This is a genomic window from Cupriavidus sp. OTU4054, assembly GCF_038440175.1.
Taxonomy (GTDB): domain Bacteria; phylum Pseudomonadota; class Gammaproteobacteria; order Burkholderiales; family Burkholderiaceae; genus Cupriavidus; species Cupriavidus pauculus_D.
Genome location: NZ_JASATF010000015.1, coordinates 134,024 through 152,427 on the forward strand (window position 1 = coordinate 134,024; position 18,404 = coordinate 152,427).

General features: G+C 66.8%; 20 protein-coding genes and 1 riboswitch. Of the genes, 13 read left to right on the forward strand and 7 right to left on the reverse strand.

What is annotated here, in order from left to right; translation table 11 throughout:
• Positions 1-5: 5 nt before the first annotated feature.
• Positions 6-986 carry a zinc-binding dehydrogenase gene (locus tag AAHB16_RS18670; RefSeq protein ID WP_342051673.1) on the reverse strand — a complete coding sequence of 327 codons (981 nt, stop codon included), beginning with the start codon at positions 984-986 and terminating at the stop codon, positions 6-8.
• Positions 987-1,105: 119 nt separating this feature from the next.
• On the opposite strand from AAHB16_RS18670, the gene AAHB16_RS18675 reads away from it, so the two are divergent.
• Positions 1,106-2,095, forward strand: coding sequence for a LysR family transcriptional regulator (locus AAHB16_RS18675; protein WP_342051674.1), 990 nt, complete (start codon positions 1,106-1,108; stop codon positions 2,093-2,095).
• 17 nt (positions 2,096-2,112) lie between these two features.
• Here the strand turns inward: AAHB16_RS18675 and AAHB16_RS18680 are convergent, their stop codons facing one another.
• Positions 2,113-3,081 carry a Bug family tripartite tricarboxylate transporter substrate binding protein gene (locus tag AAHB16_RS18680; protein WP_150375250.1) on the reverse strand — a complete coding sequence of 323 codons (969 nt, stop codon included), beginning with the start codon at positions 3,079-3,081 and terminating at the stop codon, positions 2,113-2,115.
• Positions 3,082-3,138: 57 nt separating this feature from the next.
• On the reverse strand, positions 3,139-3,771 hold the full coding sequence (locus AAHB16_RS18685; protein WP_342051675.1) for a LysE family translocator: 633 nt from the start codon (positions 3,769-3,771) through the stop codon (positions 3,139-3,141).
• Between the two features lie 126 nt (positions 3,772-3,897).
• Here AAHB16_RS18685 and AAHB16_RS18690 point away from each other — a divergent pair, with 126 nt between their 5' ends.
• Positions 3,898-4,749 (forward strand): LysR substrate-binding domain-containing protein, encoded by an 852-nt coding sequence (locus AAHB16_RS18690; RefSeq protein WP_342051676.1) that lies wholly within the window; start codon positions 3,898-3,900, stop codon positions 4,747-4,749.
• A gap of 14 nt (positions 4,750-4,763) precedes the next feature.
• Positions 4,764-6,527, forward strand: a complete 1,764-nt coding sequence (locus AAHB16_RS18695) for an ABC transporter ATP-binding protein (RefSeq protein WP_342051677.1) — start codon at positions 4,764-4,766, stop codon at positions 6,525-6,527.
• Positions 6,528-6,537: 10 nt separating this feature from the next.
• Here AAHB16_RS18695 and AAHB16_RS18700 read toward each other — a convergent pair whose 3' ends face one another.
• Both AAHB16_RS18700 and AAHB16_RS18705 read right to left on the reverse strand, forming a co-directional pair.
• Positions 6,538-7,035 carry a hypothetical protein gene (locus tag AAHB16_RS18700; protein ID WP_150375252.1) on the reverse strand — a complete coding sequence of 166 codons (498 nt, stop codon included), beginning with the start codon at positions 7,033-7,035 and terminating at the stop codon, positions 6,538-6,540.
• A 42-nt stretch (positions 7,036-7,077) separates the two neighbouring features.
• Complete coding sequence (locus AAHB16_RS18705) at positions 7,078-8,169, reverse strand: enolase C-terminal domain-like protein (RefSeq protein ID WP_342051678.1); 1,092 nt, start codon at positions 8,167-8,169, stop codon at positions 7,078-7,080.
• Between the two features lie 105 nt (positions 8,170-8,274).
• On the opposite strand from AAHB16_RS18705, the gene AAHB16_RS18710 reads away from it, so the two are divergent.
• Positions 8,275-8,946 (forward strand): FadR/GntR family transcriptional regulator, encoded by a 672-nt coding sequence (locus tag AAHB16_RS18710; protein WP_342051679.1) that lies wholly within the window; start codon positions 8,275-8,277, stop codon positions 8,944-8,946.
• An 87-nt stretch (positions 8,947-9,033) separates the two neighbouring features.
• The gene (locus AAHB16_RS18715) at positions 9,034-9,951 is read left to right on the forward strand and encodes a ketopantoate reductase family protein (RefSeq protein ID WP_342051680.1); all 918 of its coding nucleotides are present in this window, start codon (positions 9,034-9,036) and stop codon (positions 9,949-9,951) included.
• Between the two features lie 17 nt (positions 9,952-9,968).
• Here AAHB16_RS18715 and AAHB16_RS18720 read toward each other — a convergent pair whose 3' ends face one another.
• Entirely contained in the window at positions 9,969-10,646 is a 678-nt protein-coding gene (locus tag AAHB16_RS18720; RefSeq protein WP_223851790.1) for a GntR family transcriptional regulator, read from the reverse strand.
• Positions 10,647-10,752: 106 nt separating this feature from the next.
• On the opposite strand from AAHB16_RS18720, the gene AAHB16_RS18725 reads away from it, so the two are divergent.
• The 8 genes from AAHB16_RS18725 to AAHB16_RS18760 all read left to right on the forward strand — a co-directional run bounded on the left by AAHB16_RS18725 (position 10,753) and on the right by AAHB16_RS18760 (position 17,923).
• Positions 10,753-11,466 (forward strand): HAD-IA family hydrolase, encoded by a 714-nt coding sequence (locus AAHB16_RS18725; protein WP_342051681.1) that lies wholly within the window; start codon positions 10,753-10,755, stop codon positions 11,464-11,466.
• 59 nt (positions 11,467-11,525) lie between these two features.
• On the forward strand, positions 11,526-12,422 hold the full coding sequence (locus tag AAHB16_RS18730) for an amino acid ABC transporter substrate-binding protein (RefSeq protein ID WP_342051682.1): 897 nt from the start codon (positions 11,526-11,528) through the stop codon (positions 12,420-12,422).
• A gap of 19 nt (positions 12,423-12,441) precedes the next feature.
• The gene (locus tag AAHB16_RS18735; RefSeq protein WP_342051683.1) at positions 12,442-13,152 is read left to right on the forward strand and encodes an amino acid ABC transporter permease; all 711 of its coding nucleotides are present in this window, start codon (positions 12,442-12,444) and stop codon (positions 13,150-13,152) included.
• Between the two features lie 2 nt (positions 13,153-13,154).
• The gene (locus tag AAHB16_RS18740) at positions 13,155-13,817 is read left to right on the forward strand and encodes an amino acid ABC transporter permease (RefSeq protein ID WP_150375259.1); all 663 of its coding nucleotides are present in this window, start codon (positions 13,155-13,157) and stop codon (positions 13,815-13,817) included.
• Positions 13,818-13,885: 68 nt separating this feature from the next.
• A complete protein-coding gene (locus AAHB16_RS18745) occupies positions 13,886-14,614 on the forward strand; it encodes an amino acid ABC transporter ATP-binding protein (protein ID WP_342051706.1) in 729 nt (242 codons plus the stop codon).
• A gap of 5 nt (positions 14,615-14,619) precedes the next feature.
• Complete coding sequence (locus AAHB16_RS18750; RefSeq protein ID WP_342051684.1) at positions 14,620-15,642, forward strand: threonine ammonia-lyase; 1,023 nt, start codon at positions 14,620-14,622, stop codon at positions 15,640-15,642.
• A gap of 126 nt (positions 15,643-15,768) precedes the next feature.
• The gene (locus tag AAHB16_RS18755) at positions 15,769-17,100 is read left to right on the forward strand and encodes an epoxide hydrolase family protein (protein ID WP_342051685.1); all 1,332 of its coding nucleotides are present in this window, start codon (positions 15,769-15,771) and stop codon (positions 17,098-17,100) included.
• 52 nt (positions 17,101-17,152) lie between these two features.
• Positions 17,153-17,304: riboswitch (yybP-ykoY riboswitch) on the forward strand.
• A gap of 52 nt (positions 17,305-17,356) precedes the next feature.
• Entirely contained in the window at positions 17,357-17,923 is a 567-nt protein-coding gene (locus AAHB16_RS18760) for a manganese efflux pump MntP (protein WP_342051686.1), read from the forward strand.
• Positions 17,924-17,966: 43 nt separating this feature from the next.
• Here AAHB16_RS18760 and AAHB16_RS18765 read toward each other — a convergent pair whose 3' ends face one another.
• Positions 17,967-18,395 carry a TOBE domain-containing protein gene (locus AAHB16_RS18765; protein WP_342051687.1) on the reverse strand — a complete coding sequence of 143 codons (429 nt, stop codon included), beginning with the start codon at positions 18,393-18,395 and terminating at the stop codon, positions 17,967-17,969.
• Between the last annotated feature and the right edge of the window lie 9 nt (positions 18,396-18,404).

Genomic DNA, 18,404 nt, shown 5'->3' on the forward strand with positions numbered 1-18,404 from the left:
GGAGGCTAGTGGGTGCACCGTTTCACTGTGGACGGCACGAGAATCGGAATGGCATGCAGCGAACGCGCGGCGATCGCCTGATGGGCGAGTGCGGCTTCGGCAAGCTCGAAATGCACGACGTCGATGTCCCGGAAAAGTCCCGCCCGTATCGCGCCGAACAGGTCCGCGGTCGCCGCGCCGATCGTGCTGGCGTTGACGAACTGCGGGGTGCCACCGCGCAACACGTGCACCGCGCGCGCCTGCAGTCGCGCGGCGTCGTAGCGCTGCTCGCCGGACGCGCCGCCGATGGCAACGATGTCGCCGCCGTCGCGCACCGCTTCCACGGCAATCGCGGACGTGGCACTGCCCACCAGATCGAAGACCACATCGACACCGTTGGGCGCAATCGCGCGAATCCGCTCGGCCAACGCGGGGTCGCCCGCATGCAGGCCGTGGTGCGCGCCGGCGCGAACCCTGGCCAGCTTGTCGCGCGAGCCGGCCACGCCGATCACGGTGGCGCCCATCGCCTTGGCCCAGCGCGAGAGAATGCTGCCCACGCTGCCCGATGCACCGAGCACCAGCACGGTCTCGCCGGGCTGCAGCGAGTGCAGCGCCTTCAGGCCCATCCATGCGGTCAGGCCCTTCGCCAGAAACGTGGCCGCGTTGAACGTGCAGATGTCGTCGGGTAGCTTGACGAGCTTGGCGGCGTCGATCAGGCGCTCGCTGGCGTAAGCGCCCGCGGCAAAGAAGTACGCCACGCGATCGCCGGGCGCAAACCCGCCGGCATCCGGGCCGACCGCGGTCACCGTGCCCGCGGCCTCGAAACCGGGAATCGCCGGCAGCGGGAGCGGATAGCTGCCATCGCGCACCATCGTGTCGACGAAGTTCACGCCGATGGCTTCCTGCGCGATGCGCACTTCGCCGCGGCCCGGCGCGCCGATATCGGCTTGTTCGGCGTGCAGCACCTTCGGGGTGCCGTGTTCATGGATCCGAATCACCTGTGCCATGGTCATCTCCTTGGCGTGTGTTGTGGAACGTTGTGGAATGACGAAACTGTAGAGCGGCGATTCCGTTTTGATTAGGCGGTCTACAATTGATCCGTTTTCAAGCAATCATTGAAGGTGCCATGGAGACCCTCGCCAATCTGGAAAGCTTCGTGAAGAGCGCGGAACTGAGCAGCTTTTCGGAAGCCGCGCGCCGGCTCGGCCTGACGCCGGCCGCGGTCAGCCGCAACGTGGCCATGCTCGAACGCAATCTTGGGGTCCGGCTGCTGCAGCGCTCGACGCGACGCGTCACGCTGACGGAGGCGGGAGAACGGTTTCTTGGCTCGATCGGCACGAGCCTCGATGCGCTGCAGTCCGCGATCGAGGAGACCGCGTCGGGCGCGGCCGAGCCGGCGGGCGTGCTCAAGGTCAGCCTCAGCCCTTCACTCGGCAAGGACTTCATCCTGCCGCTGCTGCCCGCGTTTCTTGCCCAACATCCACGCGTCCGGCCCGAGTTCCATTTCGAGAACCGGCAGGTGGACCTCGTGCACGAGGGCTACGACCTGGCCATCGGTGGGGGGTTCGACCTCTCGCCAGGCATCGTCGCGCGCGCGCTCGCGCCCGTGCATGTCGTCGCGGTGGCATCGCCCGAATGCGTGCACAAGGGGGCGGCGCCGTCGCGCCCGGAAGACCTCGCGAACCATCGCGCGATCGTGATGCGCAGCGTGACCACGGGCCGCATCCGGCGCTGGACCATGACCGACCGGCAGGGCAACGAAGCGCCCGCGATGCTCGGCGAGGACATCGTGATGAGCGATCCGGCGTCGATGCGGGAAGCGGTGCGGCTTGGACTAGGCGTGGCGATGCTGGCCGTGCCGGACGTGCTGGAGGATTTGAGGGCGGGAAGGCTGATCCGGCTGTTGCCCGAGTGGCATGCGGATGCGGGGATGATTTCGCTCTATTACGCGTCACGCCGGCTGTTGCCGGGCAAGACCAGAGCGTTCGTCGATTTTGTCATCGAAGCGTTCAGGCAGCAAGGGCTGGCGGCAAAGTTCGATGCCACCGCCCCCGGATCGAATCCCACATCGAATCCCCCGCGCGCGCGCCGGCCACGCAAGCCGGCGCACCGCTGAGGTATCGACACCCAGCGTCAATCGGCCGTGGCGCCCGACCGCTTCACCACGGTCGCCCATTTGCGGATCTCGCTATCGACGAACTTGCCCGTCTCCGCGGGCGTCATCGGCATCGGCTCCGATCCGCGATCGGTGATGAACTTGTGCAGTTCCGGCGATTGCAGCGCCTTGACGGTCTCCGCGTTCAGCAGGCTCACCGTGGCCTGCGGCGTCCCGGCCGGCGCCATCATCACGGCCCAGCCCAGCGCTTCGAAGCCGGGCACGCCCTCTTCCCGCACCGTCGGCACGGCCTGCAGCTGCGGCACGCGCCTGGCCGTGGTCACCGCCAGCGGCACGGCCTTGCCGGTATTGATCAGCGGCATCGCGGCGGTAACGGAGTCCACCATCAGCGGAATCTGGTTGCCGAGGAAGTCCGCCTGCGCGGGGCCGCTGCCCTTGTACGGGATATGCACGATGAACACGCCCGCCTGCGCCTTCAGCATTTCCGCGGACAGATGCTGCGTGCCGCCGATGCCGGCGCTCGCATAGCTGTACTTGCCCGGCGCGGACTTTGCCTTCGCGATCAGATCATGCAGCGACTTGAACCCCGACTGCGGCGTAGCCAGGAACACCAGCGGCACGGAGAAGACGCCGGTAACCGGTACGAAGTCGTGAAGCGGGTCGTAGTTGACCTTCTTGTAGAGCGTCTGGTTGATGGCCATCGCGCTGCCGGCCATCACGAGCGTATAGCCATCGGGCGCCGACTTGGCCGCGACTTCCATGCCGATATTGCCGCCCGCGCCCGCGCGGTTCTCCACGATGACGGACTGGCCCAATTGCTTGCCGAGTTTCTCCGCCAGCGCGCGGGCAAAGATATCGGTAGCCTGGCCCGGCGGGAATGGCACGATCAGCTTGATGGGGCGGTCGGGATAGGCGGCGTGAGCACTGCCGGCAAGGCCAGCGATGGCGAACAGCAGCGCGGCGGCATGCGTGCGCGATGGCTTCAATGGAGTCTCCTTGTAGCATGCGTCGTCTGCGGACGACGTCTTGTCAAAGGAGAGAGGCTACCATGCCTGCATGCCGAGTTTGACCGCAAGCGCTACGAGCAGCGCGCCGACGATCCATCGCTGCGCCGCCAGCATGCGCGGATGGTCGGCCATCGCGGTCGCCACACGGCCCGATGCCACCGCCACGCACGCATTGACCGACGCAAACGCGATGGTCAATGCGGCGCCGAGCGCCAGCGACTGCGTAAGGATGTCTCCGGCCTTGTCGTCGATGAACTGCGGCAGCACGGAGAGAAACACGAGCGCGAGCTTGGGATTGAGCAGGCTCGTCATCGCGCCCATCGCCAGCAACTTGCGCGTGCCCGTGCGATGCGGCGGGGCATCGGGTTGCATCGTCTCGAGCGGCGAGCGGCCGCCGGGCCGCAGGATCTTCCATGCCATGTAGAGCAGATAGCCGGTGCCGAACAGCGCCAGCGCGCGGCCGGCGCCCGGAATCGCCAGAAACAGCGCGCTGATGCCGAACGCCGCGCCCAGCATGTAGGTGAAGTAGCCGAGCATGACGCCGCCGAGCGAGATCAGCCCCGCGCGCGTGCCCTGCGATACCGAGCGCGCCATCACGTACACCATGTTCGGTCCGGGGGTGATGGCCAGCAGGCCGCCCACCGCCAGAAAGTCGTACATTGCCCGCATGGCCGCCCCTTGATATCGCACGTTCGAGGGCTCCAGTATTGGTTTGCGCAATCGATAAGTAAAACGGAATATACTGAATTGATTACTCAGCTTTCCTGACGAATAGAACCCCCGGACGCACCCCTCATGCGCAAGCTCGATCTCGACGTGCTGGAGATGATCGTCGCCGTGGCCGACGCGGGCTCGTTCGCCCGCGCGGCGGAGGCGCTCCATCGCTCGCCCTCGGCGGTCAGCATGCAGATCAAGGCGATCGAAGATGTACTGGGCAAGCCGCTGTTCGTCCGCGACACGCGCAACGTCGCGCTGACCGATGACGGCCGCACGCTTGCCGACTATGGCCGGCAGTTGCTCGCGATGCGCGAGGAAGCCTGGTCGGCCATCATGCGTCCCGAGATTCGCGGCCGCGTCACGATCGGCGTGCCCGACGACTACGCGTCGTCGCTGCTACCCTCGGCGCTGCGCAAGTTCGCGGCGGCCCATCCGCGCGTGGAGATTCGCGTTATCGGCATGCCGAGCCATGCGCTCGTCCCGCTGCTCAGGGACAACACGCTGGACCTGGCGTGCATCACGAAATCGCGCGGTGTCAGCGGCGAATTCCTGCGGTACGAGCCCGTCGACTGGGTTGCGGGACGCGGCGGCCCGGCCGTCTGGAAGGAACGCCCGTTCCCCATCGCGGTCTTTCCTCAGGGCAGCGCGGCGCGCGCCACGGCCATCCATGCGTTGCAGCGCGCGGGCATCCGCTATCGCATGTCATACGAAAGTCCGAGCCTGCTGGGGCTCATCAGCATGGTCCATGCGGGCCTGGCCGTCGCACCGCTCGCGCGTTGCAGCGTGCCGGAGCAAATGACCGTGCTCGGCGAGGCCGACGGCCTGCCCGAACTGCCGCCGCTCGAGGTCATCCTCGCGCGCAGCGCCCAATCGTCGCGCCCGCCCTGCGATTTTCTGGCGGAGCAACTGCTTGCGGATCTGAAGACATAAGGAGCGATGACTTGATGACGGAGCTTCAAACCCCAACGTCCCCTCCCCCTCCCCCGCCCCGTCCACGCGCCATCGGCCTCGGCAGCGCCGCGCGCGATCTCTATCGCGCGCTGTGGCTGCATGCGGAGGGCGTGCGCGCGCATATGCTCGGGGCGGCGGCGCTGCTCTCCGCCGCGCAATTGCTGCGGCTGACCATGCCGTGGCTCGCCGCGCAGGCGATCAACGCGCTCCAGCAGGGCCAGATGGAAACCGCCGGCCGGTGGATCGTCTACCTCATCGGTATCTATCTGCTCTCGTGGCTGCTGCATGGTCCGGGCCGTGTGCTCGAACGCAATGTCGGCGTGCGCGTGCGCGAGCGTCTGGCCGACCAGCTTTACGCGCGCATCGATTCCGCGCCGCTCGCGTGGCGCGACGGCCATCACTCGGGCGAGCTCCAGCATCGCGTGGTGCAGTCGAGCCGCGCGCTCTCGGACTTCGCGCAGAACCAGTTCGGGTATCTGCAGAGCGCATTCAACTTCGTCGGCCCCATCGTCGCGCTGGCCCTGCTCTCGCGGACCAGCGGCATCATCGCGGTGACCGGTTATGTGATCGTTGCACTGATCATCCTGCGCTTCGACCGCACGCTCATGCATCTGGCCCGCGCGGAGAACGATGCCGAGCGCCGCTACGCGGCCGCGCTGCTCGACTTCGTCGGCAATGCGGGGACGGTCATCGGCCTGCGGCTGCAGGCGGCCTCGCGCAAGCTGCTCGATCACCGCATGGCCGCCGTCATGGCGCCGCTGCGCCGCGCGGTCATGGTCAACGAAGGCAAGTGGTTTGCCGTCGATCTGCTCGGCATGGGCCTTACATGGATTCTGGTCGTGGTATACGTGCTGCAATCGCGCCAGCCCGGGCAGGCCGTGCTGCTCGGCACGATCTTCATGATCTACCAGTATGCGCAGCAGGCCGCCACCGTCGTGGGTGCGATGGCGACCAACTTCCAGAGCTTCGCGCGCATGCATACCGACTACGGGAGCGCGGCGCCGATCTGGGACGCGCCGGGCGACCCCGAGGCCATCGTGCCGGCGGTGGTGCCCGATGCGCCATGGCGGACGCTGGCCCTGCGCGGCGCGACCTGGCGCTACGCAAACGATGCGCGCGGCGGCCTCCATGGCGTGGATCTGGAGCTCGCCCGTGGCGCGCGCGTGGCGCTGATCGGACCGAGCGGCGGCGGCAAGAGTACGTTGCTGCGGGCGCTCGCCGGACTCTATCGGCCGCAGCAGGGCGAACTGCTGCGCGACGGCGAATCACGCGACTGGAGCGAATTGCGGACGCTCGCCACGCTGATCCCGCAGGAGGCGGAGGTCTTCGAAGCCAGCGTCGAGGAGAACCTCACGTTCGGGGTACCGGCCGACGCGGCGGCGCTGCAGTCGGCCGTGCATGCGGGCGTGTTCGATGAAGTCTTGCAGCGCATGCCCGATGGGCTGGCCAGCACGCTCAACGAGCGCGGCAGCAACCTGTCGGGCGGTCAGCGCCAGCGGCTCGCCCTGTCGCGCGGGGCGCTGGCCGCGCAGGGCAGTTCGCTGCTGCTGCTCGACGAGCCGACCAGCGCGCTCGACCCACAGGCCGAAGGCCGTGTGTTCGACCGTATGTTCGCCGCATTCCCGACGGCCTGCATCGTGGCGTCGGTGCATCGGCCCAGCCTGCTCGCGCGCTTCGATACGATCGTGGTGGTGGAAGCGGGCCGCGTGGTCGATGCCGGCCCGCGCGATGCGGTGCTGGCACGGCGGCCGGCATGATGGCTGCGGTCTAGCGAATCTTGCCGAAGCCGTCGGCGGCCCAGCGGCCCGCGCTTTCGCGCGTGAGGCGGAAATCGGGCCGCACATTGACGGTCGCGAGCACGTCGCCGAGCGGGTTCACCGCCGTCAGCGTGCCGAACGGCTCGAACTCGTCGGGCGTGATCGCGAGCCTGACGGAGATCACGTCGTCGCCGAGCTCGATCGACACCTGCTTGTTCAGTTGCGCGTGCAGCTGCTGCTCGTGGCGGCGAATGACCTCGGAAGCCGTCTTCACCAGCGTCTGATGCGCGGTGGCATCGAGCGGCTTCGGATCGACCTTGTTGCGCCCCATGGTCCAGGGACCGACCAGTGCGGGTTCGGCACTGCCATCGCGAATCATCTCGACAGCCCAGCCTTCGCCGTCCTCATTCTTGATGACGCGCGCGGTCCAGCCCTTGTCTTTCCAGAGGCGCGGCTCGTGAATCTGCTCGGGTTCAGCCGAGTCGGGTGCTTCGGTATGCGGGTCCATGCGTGAGGCCGGGAATGCGGAAATGCGTGCGGGGCATGGATTTTAGCCCAGTCCGCAGCGCGCAATGCCCGATTCCGACCATTGCAGGCCTAACCCGGGCCGATTCGGTGGCGCGATCCTGCCATCGACGATCTCCAGCGGCGCCTCGAGAATCGCGTCCGCCCAGCTCGTGTATTCGAGCCAGTGCGCGGTCGGCGTGGCCGCCAGCAGATGAATGCTGATCTCGGGAAACAGATGCGAGGACACGGGCACGCCCCGCGCGGCGGCGATCGCCGCGCCTCGCATCCATCCCGTGACACCGCCGATGCGCGCGGGGTCGAGCATCAGGTAATCGGCCGCGCGCGTGGCCACGACGTCGAATACCGCCTCCGGGCCGTCGAGGTTCTCGCCAAGCTGGACCGGCGTATCGAGCGCCGCGGCAATGGCGGCGTAGCCCTGCAGATCGCCATGACGAATCTGCTCCTCGAGCCAGTAGACATTCAGGTCATCGAGGTCGCGGCCACGCTGGATCGCCTCGGGCACCGTCAGCGCCTGGTTGTAATCGACCATCAGCGCGGCATCGCTGCCGATCGCGCCGCGCACGGCGGCCGCAACCTCCCGGTCCACGCGCGCATCCGCGTGTCCCAGCCGCAGCTTCACCGCGTGGAAACCGGGTTCGAGCAGCCGCACGGCTTCCTCGGCCGCGTCCTTCGCGGGCATCAGGCCCAGGCCGTCGCTGTTGTAGGCCGGGATCGGATCGAGGGTGCCGCCGAGAAACGTGGCCAGCGGCATCTCCGCCGCCACGGCCTGCGCGTCCCACAGCGCGATATCGATGGCCGCGAGCGCCATGCGCGCGACGCCGGTCACGCCGAGCAACGCATAGCGGCGCCCCAGAAAGTCCGCGATCTTCGCGGGCGCGGCCTCCATGCCCGCAATCAGCCCGTTGGCCTCCGCGATGATCTCGGCGATGGCACGCGCGCCACTATCCCGATAGCAGAACAGATAGCTCCGGCCGATGACACCCTCTTTCGTCTCGAGATCGACGAGCAGCAGGGGCGCGGCGGTAACCCGGGCCGCGCTCGTGCCGAGCGGAAATTTCATCGGCACTTTGACGAACCGGGTCCGGATGGCGGAAATATGCAGGGCGGGCTTCACGGTGTTTCTCCAGGCGGGGGGCAGTGATAGAGTGTCAACCAATCGATCCGAAAATCTAACCAATCCTAGTCCAATGTCGTTCGATTCGCCAAATTGGTTAACCAAATGAGAGCCGACGCCGCAGTCGAGAAAGTCCGCAGCCATCTGCTGCGCGGCAATGCCGAAGACGGCGCGAAGCTGCCGACCGAACGCGCCCTCGCCGAATCGCTCGGGGTCTCGCGCAATGTCGTGCGCAAGGCGCTGGCCGCGATGGAGATGGAGGGCCGCGTGGTCCGCAAGGTCGGCAGCGGCACCTACCTCGCGCATCAGCCACGGCGGCCGGGCGGCGCGCTGCCGGGCATGGACGGCGAGGTGCTCGACCTCAGCCCGAAGCAGATCGTCGAGGCCCGCCTGGCCGTCGAACCGAACCTCGCCGCGGTGGCCGCGATGAACTGCACCACGCAGGATCTGGCCCATCTGACGGCATGCGCCGAGCGTTACCACGTGGCCGACGACTTCGAGGCGTACGAATTGGCCGACCATGGTTTCCATCGCGCGATCGCCATGGCCACGCACAATCCGCTGCTGATCCGTGCCTACGAAGCATTCATCGCGGCCGACGAAGGCGTCGAGTGGGGAAGCATCCGCCAGCGCCTGCTGACCGCGGAGCGCCGCGTGGACTCGCGCCGCGAGCATGACAAGATCGTCGCGGCCATTCGCAGCCGCGATGCGGCCGCCGCCTACGCGGCCTCGCGCGAGCACCTCGAACACATCACCTCCGCCCTCCTCCGTCCGTAGCGATCGTCGCCGCCATTTGACACGGGACGTTTGTCGTACCAAAATTGAACCAATCAATGTTATTGGTTAACCAATTGGAGGCGACAAATGAAGATTGCAGTCATCGGTTCGGGCGGCGTCGGCGGGTTTTATGGCTTCAAGCTCCAGCAGGCGGGCCATGACGTGACCTTCGTCGCGCGCGGCGCGCATCTGCGGGCCATGCAGGAAGGCGGCCTGCATATCGAGAGCGACAACGGCGAGCTGCAGTCCCTGAAGGTCAAGGTGACCGACGACATCCGGTCGCTCGATCGGCCGGACATCATCCTCATCGCGGTCAAGCTGTGGGATCTCGAATCCATCGCGCAGGAGCTCCAGGCCATTGCCGGCCCCGATACCGCGGTGCTCTCGCTGCAGAACGGCGTGATCAAGGACCACGTGCTGCGTCGCGTGTTCGGCGAAGCCGCCGTGATCGGTGGCGTGGGGTACGTGGCCACGACCATCGGCCGCCCCGGCGTGATCCGGCAGACCGGCGCGCTCCAGCGTGTCACGTTGGGCGAGTACGACGGCGTGCACCGCGAGCGTTCCGCGCAACTGGTCAAGAGCTTCGCGGAGATGGGCGTCGATGCCCTGCTCGCCGACGATATCCAGCGCGTGCTCTGGGAAAAGTATGTGTTCCTGGTCGGCCTCTCGTCGATGACCTGCCTTACGCATCTGACCATCGGACCGATCCGCGAGAGCGAAGGCAGCCGCGGCGTGTTGCGGTCGGTGATTGCGGAGGGTGTGCAGGTGGGCCGTGCCCTCGGCGTCCGGCTGCCCGAGGACTATGCGGACCAGTGCATGAAGCTCGTCGATAACCTGCCCTACACGATGACGTCGTCGATGTTCCACGACCTCGAGAAGGGCAATCGCATCGAGCTGCCGTGGCTGGGCGGCGGCGTGGTGTCGCTGGCGAAGGAAGCCGGCGTGGACGCGCCCGTCAACACGCTGATTGCCAACGCGCTGTCGCCGTATGTGAACGGGCGATAAGCGGCCGGCCCGAAACGCTAGTTGCCGGCCTGCAGCCGCTCGACGAGCAGCTTGCCGGTGCCGGCGATATGGGCCCGCAGCAGATTGCACGCGGCTTCCACGTCTCGCGCGCGACAGAGTGCCAGCAATTCGCGGTGCTCCTGCTGCGATCGCTCGACATGGGACGTCGCTTCCCACGTATATCGCAGGTAGCGCTCGAACCCGAGACGCAGCGTCTCCACGAGCGCGATGGTCCGGGCGCGGCCGCATGCCGCATATAGCGTGCGGTGGAACTGCGCGTTCAGCTGGATCAGCTGGCCCACATCCTTCGCGCGATCGAGTTCCTTCGACAACTGCTGTGCGGTATCGAGGTGGCTGTCCGTCATCAGCGGAATGGCCCAGGCCAGCGCCTGCCCCTCCACGAGAATGCGCAGCGCCGTGGTCTCTTCCGCTTCCTCTGCGGACATCAGCGCCACGCTGACGCCACGGCGCGGTTCGGCGACGAGGAAACACTCGCCGATCAGATCCTTGAATGCCTCCCGCGCGACCGTCTGGCTCACGCCGAAGCGGGTCGCGATGGCGTCCTGCTTGAGCCGATCCCCGGGCTGCAGCTTCCCCTGAATGATCTCGTTGCGGAGCGTATCCACGAGGATGCCGGCCGTCGAGCGGTCCGGCATCTCGGACGCCGTCGCGAGCAGTTGTGACGAAGGGTGCATGCGAAATCTCCTGATGGACCGAATTCTACACCAGAAGAATCCCTTTACCGATTATCGATAATCGCTTATCGTTAACTCACACCTTCCCAACCCAGAGACCACACGCATGACCACGCTTCGTCTTTCCGACTTCGACGCCATCACCTTCGACGTCTACGGCACCCTGATCGACTGGGAGCCTTCCATCGCGGCGTTCCTGCTCCAATGGGCCGCGGAGAATGGCATCTCCGCCGATGCCGGTACGCTTGTGATGGCGTTCGACGGCGCCCGCGCGCGCATCCAGAAGGAACGCCCCGCGCACCTCTATCCCGAGGTGCTCAATCGATGCTTCGACCAGATCTGCGCCGAGTTCGGCGTGCCCGTAAACGAAGACCGCCGCCGCCAGTTCTCGGCGAGCCCGCATACGTGGCCCGCCTTCGCCGATAGCCACGAAGGGCTCGTGCGGCTCCAGCAGTCGGCCCGCATCGGCGCGCTCAGCAATATCGACGTGGCCTCGCTCAATACCTCGTGCCGCGTCCTCGATTTCCAGTTCGATGTGGTCGTGACCGCCCAGCGCGTCGGCGCCTACAAGCCGGACTGGCCGCACTTCGATACCGGCATTGGCGAACTTGCCCGCCTTGGCGTGCCGCGCGAGCGAATCCTGCACGTCGGCCAGAGCCTGCGCGCCGATATCACACCGGCCAACAAGCTCGGCCTGCGCTGCGCCTGGATCAACCGGCCGGAGCGTCTGCTCGGCCTGTCCGGTGAAGGCGCCGCGGAAGCGCGCCCCGACCTCACGGTGTCCAGCCTCGCCGAGCTCGTCTCCGCGCTGACGGACTAGCCCACGCCAGCGCGCCTGCCATTTCCCCTTCACGCGTTCCGACCCAGAGAGTTCCTGCCATGAAGACACTTCGACCGTTCTCGCGCCTTCTGCCCGGTGGCGCGCTTGCCCTGCTGGCCCTGATCGCGGCGGTTCATATTCCAGCCGCCCGCGCGCAGACTTCCGACGCGGTGCTCGACCGCATCAAGTCGAAGGGCGCCATCACCCTTGGCTATCGCGAAACCTCCATACCGTTTTCGTATCTGAACGACGACAAGAAGCCTGTCGGGTATGCGATCGACCTCTGCATGAAGGTGGTCGCGGACGTGAAGCAGCGGCTGAAGAATCCGGCGCTCAAGGTGGACTTCGTGGCCGTGAACCCGCAGAACCGCATTCCGCTCGTCGCCAATGGCACCGTCGATATCGAATGCGGCTCCACGGTCAACACGCTGGGCAGGCAGGCGCAGGTCGACTTCAGCGCGCCGCACTTCATCTCGACCACGCGTCTGCTCGTTCGCAGGAACGCGGGCATTCGCGAAGTGGAGGACCTCAACGGCAAGGCGGTGGCGTTGCCCATCAACACGACGCCCGAGCGGCTCGTGAAGTCGCTGATCGAAGCGAAGAAGCTCCAGGTGCGCGTGGTCCCCGTGCGCGACAACGCCGAAGGCTTTCTCGCGCTGTCCACGGGCCGCGCGGACGCGTTCTCCACGGACGACATCCTGCTCTTCGGCCTGCGCAAGAGCGCGCCAAACCCCACGGACTTCGAGGTGGTGGGCCGCCCGCTGTCGTTCGATCCGTACGGCCTCATGATCCAGAAGAACAGCACGGTGTTCCTGAGCCTCGTGAACGCGACGATCGCGCGAGCCGCGCGCGACGGGGAACTGAAAGCGTCGTACGACACGTGGTTCACGCCGCTGCAGGTACCGATGTCGCCCGACCTCGTTGCCGCGTTCAAGCTGGCCGCGCTGCCCGAATGACCCCGGCCGGAGCCCGACCATGAATTACGCGTGGAACTGGTCCGTGCTGGTCGCGGAACCCTACTTCGAATGGCTGCTGACGGGACTGCGCATGACGCTGGTCATCTCGCTTGCCGCGTGGGCGATCGCGCTGGCGCTCGGCACGCTGCTCGGCGTGGTGGGATCCCTGCCCGGACGCGTGCGCCTGATCATGCCGGCCTATGTGGCGGCCTTTCGCAATGTGCCGCTGCTGCTGCAGCTGTTTCTATGGTTCTTCGTGCTGCCCGAGCTGTTGCCCGCCGCCGCGGGTCACTGGCTCAAGCGCGACCTTCCCGCCCCCGAACTGTGGACGGCGATCGCGGCCCTCGGGCTCTTTACGGCGGCACGCGTCGCGGTGCAGGTGCGCGCGGGTATTCGCGCGACGCCGCGCGGGCAGCGCATGGCCGCGATGGCGTCGGGCATGACACTCGCGCAAGCGTACCGGCACGTGGTACTGCCGCAGGCCATTCGCACGGTGCTGCCGCCGCTCACGTCGGAATTTCTCACGGTGTTCAAGAACTCCGCGCTGGCGCTGACCATCGGGGTCTACGAACTCACCGCGCAGAGCCGGCAGATCGAGAGTTTCACCTTCAACGGCTTCGAGGCGTTCACCGCGGCCACGGTGGTGTACCTGGCCATGGCGCTGATCGTGACCGGCGGCATGCGGGCGCTCGAGAAGCGGCTGATGGTCCCCGGCATGCGGAGCGCCTGATCATGACGAACGGTTTCGATATCTCCATCATCGCGCGGTCGTGGCCCTTTCTGCTGGACGGGCTCGGCACCAGCGTGCTGGTGACACTTGTCGCCATGGTTGCCGGCCTGTTCCTCGGATTGCTGCTCGCGCTCGCGCGGCTCTCCGGCCGGCCCTGGCTCGCGCGTCCCGCCGCGCTGTACGTGAACGGCTTTCGCGCCGTACCGCTGATCCTCGTGATCTTCTGGTTCTACTTCCTTGTGCCGCTGATCGTCGGCCGCCCGGTGGGCGCCATGCCTTCCGCGCTGATCGCGTTCTCGCTGTTCGAGGCCGCGTACTACTCGGAGATCCTGCGCGCGGGCCTGCAGAGCGTGCGGACGGGCCAATGGCAAGCCGCCGCGGCCTCCGGCCTGCGTCCCGCGCAGGCGCTGCGCTTCGTCGTACTGCCGCAGGCGCTGCGCAACATGCTGCCCGTGCTGATCACGCAGGCGGTCATCCTGTTCCAGGACACCTCGCTCGTGTACGTCATTTCATTGCGCGACTTCATGACATCGGCCGGCATCGTCGCCACGCGCGAGAACCGCCTCGTCGAGATGTACGTGTTCGCCGCGCTCGTCTACTTCACGCTTTGCGTGTCATTTTCCGCGCTCGCGCATGTCGCCGAACGCCGATGGAGCCATGCATGACTGCCGCAACGCATACCCCGTCCTTCGCCCGCTCGCCCGTCGAATCGCCGCCGTCCGCCAGCGACGCCATGATCGCCGTACGGCAGCTGAACAAGTCGTACGGCGATACCCCGGTGCTCAAGGGCTGCTGCCTGACCATCCGCCGTGGCGAAGTCGCCGTCATCTGCGGCCCCTCCGGTTCCGGCAAGAGCACGCTCATCAAATGCTTCAACGGGCTGGAGCCTTTTCAGGGCGGCAGCATCGAAGTGGATGGAAAGTTGCTGGGCGACCCACGCACCGATCTGCACAAGCTGCGCGCACGCGTGGGCATGGTGTTCCAGCACTTCGAGCTTTATCCGCACCTCAGCGTGCTCGACAACCTGTGCCTCGCCCCCGTGCGTGTGCTCGGCAGGGATCGCGCCGAGGCCGAGACCCGGGCGCGCGCGTTGCTCGACCGCGTTGGCCTGCCGACGAAGATCGATGCGTACCCCGGCCAGTTGTCCGGCGGTCAGCAGCAGCGCATCGCGATCGCGCGGGCGCTTGCGATGGATCCCGCGGTCATGCTGTTCGACGAGCCGACCTCCGCGCTCGATCCCGAGATGATCGGCGAAGTGCTCGCCGTGATGCTCGAGCTGGCGCAGGACGGCATGACCATGGCCGTAGTCACCCACGAGATGGGCTTCGCGCGGCGCGCGGCCAGCCACATGATCTTCATGGACCACGGCGAAGTCATCGAGGACGTCTCTACGGAGGCGTTCTTCACCGCACCCGCGACCGCTCGCGCACGGGACTTCCTTTCCAGACTGATGGCCCACTGAACCTCATGCGCAACGACATCATCGCCTCCCATATCGAGCACGAAACGCTCGGCACGCTGCGCGTACCGACCTACGCGGATGTGCAACGTGCCGCGGCGGTCATCGCGCCGCACGTCGTCCGCACGCCATTGCTGCGCTCGCCCACGCTGGACCGCATTGCCGGCGCCCGAATCTGGCTCAAACCCGAATGCCTGCAGGTCACCGGTTCGTTCAAGGCGCGCGGCGCCTTCCACGCGCTGCTGGCCATGGACGCCGCACAACGCCGGCGCGGGGTCGTGGCCTACTCCACGGGCAACCACGGGCAGGCGATCGCCTGGGCCGCGCGGCAGCTTGGCATGCCCGCGACCATCGTCATGCCCGCGGACGCGCCGCGCAACAAGGTGGCGCGTGCCGAGGCACAGGGCGCGCGCGTGGTCCATTACGATCGCCGGACCGAAAGCCGCGAGGCCATCGGCATGCGCCTGCTCGCGGCGACCGGCGGCACGCTGGTGCCGCCCGGCGACAATCCCGATGTGATTGCGGCGCAGGGCACCGTGGCGCGCGAGGCACTGGACGACCTGCCCGCCGATGCGCTGGCGAACCTCGGCACGTTCGCGGCGCCATGTGGCGGCGGCGGCCTGCTCGCGGGCTGCGCGCTTGCGCTGGGCGGACGGCGCATGGACACGCAACTGGTCGCCGTGGAACCGCGAGACTTCGACGATACCGTGCGCTCCCTGCGTGGCGGCCAGCGCGCGCGCAACACGCCCGATGCGACGTCGATCTGCGATGCCCTGCAGGCCGTCTGCCCCGCGGAGCTGCCGTTTGCGATCAACCGCCACCGTCTCGACGCCGCCCTTGCCGTGTCGGACGACGAAGTAGCCGCCGCCATCCGCTTCGGCCTCGAGGAGCTACGCCTCCTGCTCGAGCCCGGCGGCGCCGTGGCGCTGGCCGCGTTGCTCGCGGGCCACCTGCGACCCGGCGGTCGCGACACACTCATCGTGCTGTCGGGCGGCAACATCGATCTGCCGATGCTGGCGTCGCTGATCTAGCGACATTGTTCCCAGCCCTCACAAGAGTTGTACGCCCGGAACCGTTCCGCTTTGGCTGCCGCTTTTCCATACTGGTCTCAACCCGCGGCATTCATGCCGCGATCGAGACAAGAAACAGGAGCTGGCATGTCAACCGATCGCTTTCCCCAAACTTCCCCGCTGCACGCATCACGGCGCCACTTTATCGGCGCGGCGGCGGCCGCTGTCGCAACGGCGTCCTTCAGTGGACTGGCCTTTGCCGGCGGCGATGCATCGATCACGCAGATCTCCAGTCAGGCGGGCAGCACCGCCATTCGCCCGCTGCGCGTGCACGTGCCGGAGGCACGCCTGACCGACCTGCGCCAGCGTATTCGCGCGACGCAGTGGCCCGAGCGCGAAACCGTTGCCGATGCCTCGCAGGGCGTGCAGCTCGCGACCATGCGCAAGCTCGCGCAATACTGGGCCTCGGGCTACGACTGGCGCAAGGTCGAGGCGCGTCTCAATGCCGTACCGCAGTTCGTGACCGAGATCGACGGGCTCGATATTCATTTCATCCACGTTCGCTCCAAGCATCCGAATGCGTTGCCCATCGTCATCACCCATGGCTGGCCTGGGTCGATCATCGAACAGTTGAAGATCATCGGTCCGCTGACGGACCCGACCGCGTATGGCGGGTCGGCGGCCGATGCGTTCGATGTGGTGATTCCCTCCCTGCCCGGCCACGGCTTCTCCGGCAAGCCCACCGCCACGGGCTGGGACCCCGCGCGCATTGCACGCGCGTGGATCACGCTGATGCAGCGGCTCGGCTACGCGCGTTACGTTGCGCAAGGTGGCGACTGGGGAAATGCCGTCACCGAGCAGATGGCGCTGATCGCGCCGCCGGCGTTGCTTGGCATTCATACGAACATGCCCGCCACGATTCCGGACGATATCGCCAGCGCATTGAAGGCCGGCGGCGATGCCCCCGCTGGCCTCGGTGACGACGAGCGGCATGCGTACGCGCAGCTCGACACGTTCTACAAGCACGGGCTCGGCTATGCGCTGGAGATGGCGAACCGCCCGCAGACGCTCTACGCGCTGGCCGATTCGCCGGTGGGCCTCGCGGCATGGATGCTCGACCACGACGCCGCGAGCCAGGCGCTGATCGCCCGTGTGTTCGATGGCCAGCAAGAGGGACTCACGCGCGATGACGTGCTCGACAACGTGACGCTGTATTGGCTGACGAACACCGCCGTCTCGTCGGCGCGCCTGTACTGGGAGAACAAGCTCAACTTCTTCGCGCCGAAGCATGTGGCCATTCCGGTCGCGGTGAGCGTGTTCCCCGATGAAATCTACGCGGCGCCGCGCAGCTGGGCCGAGCGTGCGTATCCGAAACTGATCCACTTCAACCGGCTGCCCAAGGGCGGGCACTTCGCGGCATGGGAGCAACCGCAGGCGTTCACGGCCGAGGTCCGCGCGAGCTTCCGGTCCCTGCGATGAGATCAGGCGATAAACCCTGAAGGTGGCAGGCCTCCCGGCATCGTGTTAGCATCGGCGTGTCTTAGGGGAGTAGCTTGCCTCCACATGCTGGAGGCGCCGGCGTCAACACACTTGGTCATCTGGCCATGGCGTCGGCGGCAGGCTTCTGCAAGGGAAGCCCGTTCTGCGAGACCTTTGACTTTTCGTTCACCAGCCGGGGCTGGCACTGAACGACAAAGTCATTGGTCCATCTGTTGCCGGCCCCCGTTTGTTATCCATGACACTGGTATCGATCATCCTGCTGGCATTCGCCATGGCCACGGACGCGTTTGCCGCGGCCATCGGGAAAGGGGCCGCGCTCTATCGGCCCAGACTGACGGAAGCCATCAAGACGGGCCTTATCTTCGGCGTTATCGAAGCGATCACACCCGCGGTGGGCTGGGCACTTGGCAGGGCGGCGTCGAGCTATATCACCGCGTGGGACCACTGGATTGCGTTCGGGCTCCTCACCGTGCTTGGCCTGCGCATGATCTTCAAGTTCTCGAGCGACCAAGCGCATGAGGACAAGCCGCAATCGCACTCGTTCTGGAATCTCGCGGTCACGGGTTTCGCCACCAGTATCGATGCGATGGCGGTCGGTGTGGGCCTTGCCTTCGTGAACGTCAACATCATGCTCGCCGCCGGTGCCATCGGCCTCGCCACCACGCTCATGGTCACGCTCGGCGTCATGATCGGACGCCTCGTCGGCCCCGCGCTGGGCCGCTGGAGCGAGGCCATCGGCGGCGTGATCCTGATCGGCATCGGCGTCATCATCGTTGTGGAGCATCTCCAGCTTCTGGGATGATGCGCGGCCGATCAGGCGACACCCGCCTTTATGGGCCCCGATATCAGCCGTCGATACCGACGATCACGCTCGATGCCTTGAACATGGCAGCCGCGGCCGAGCCGACGGCCAGGCCGAGGCGATCCACGCTGTTGTTGGTGATGATGGCCGACACCGCCAGGCCGTTGGAACCGGTGATGGTCACGTCGGCGTTGACCGCGCCCTTGGTCAGCGCGGTCACCTTGCCGTCCACGACATTGCGCGCCGATACCTTGCTGGCGTCGGCATCCACCATGACGATCACCGACGTCGCCTTCACCAGCGCGACGGCCCTGGCGCCGGCCTTCAGACCCAGACGGCTGGCGCTGTCGTGCGTGACGGTCGCGACGATTTGCGCGCCGCCGTCTGTCTCGATCGTGACTTCGTCGTTGACGGCGCCTGCGGTGACCTGGCCGACGATACCGGAGAACTGGTTGCGTGCGCTGGTTTTCATTTCAAGGTT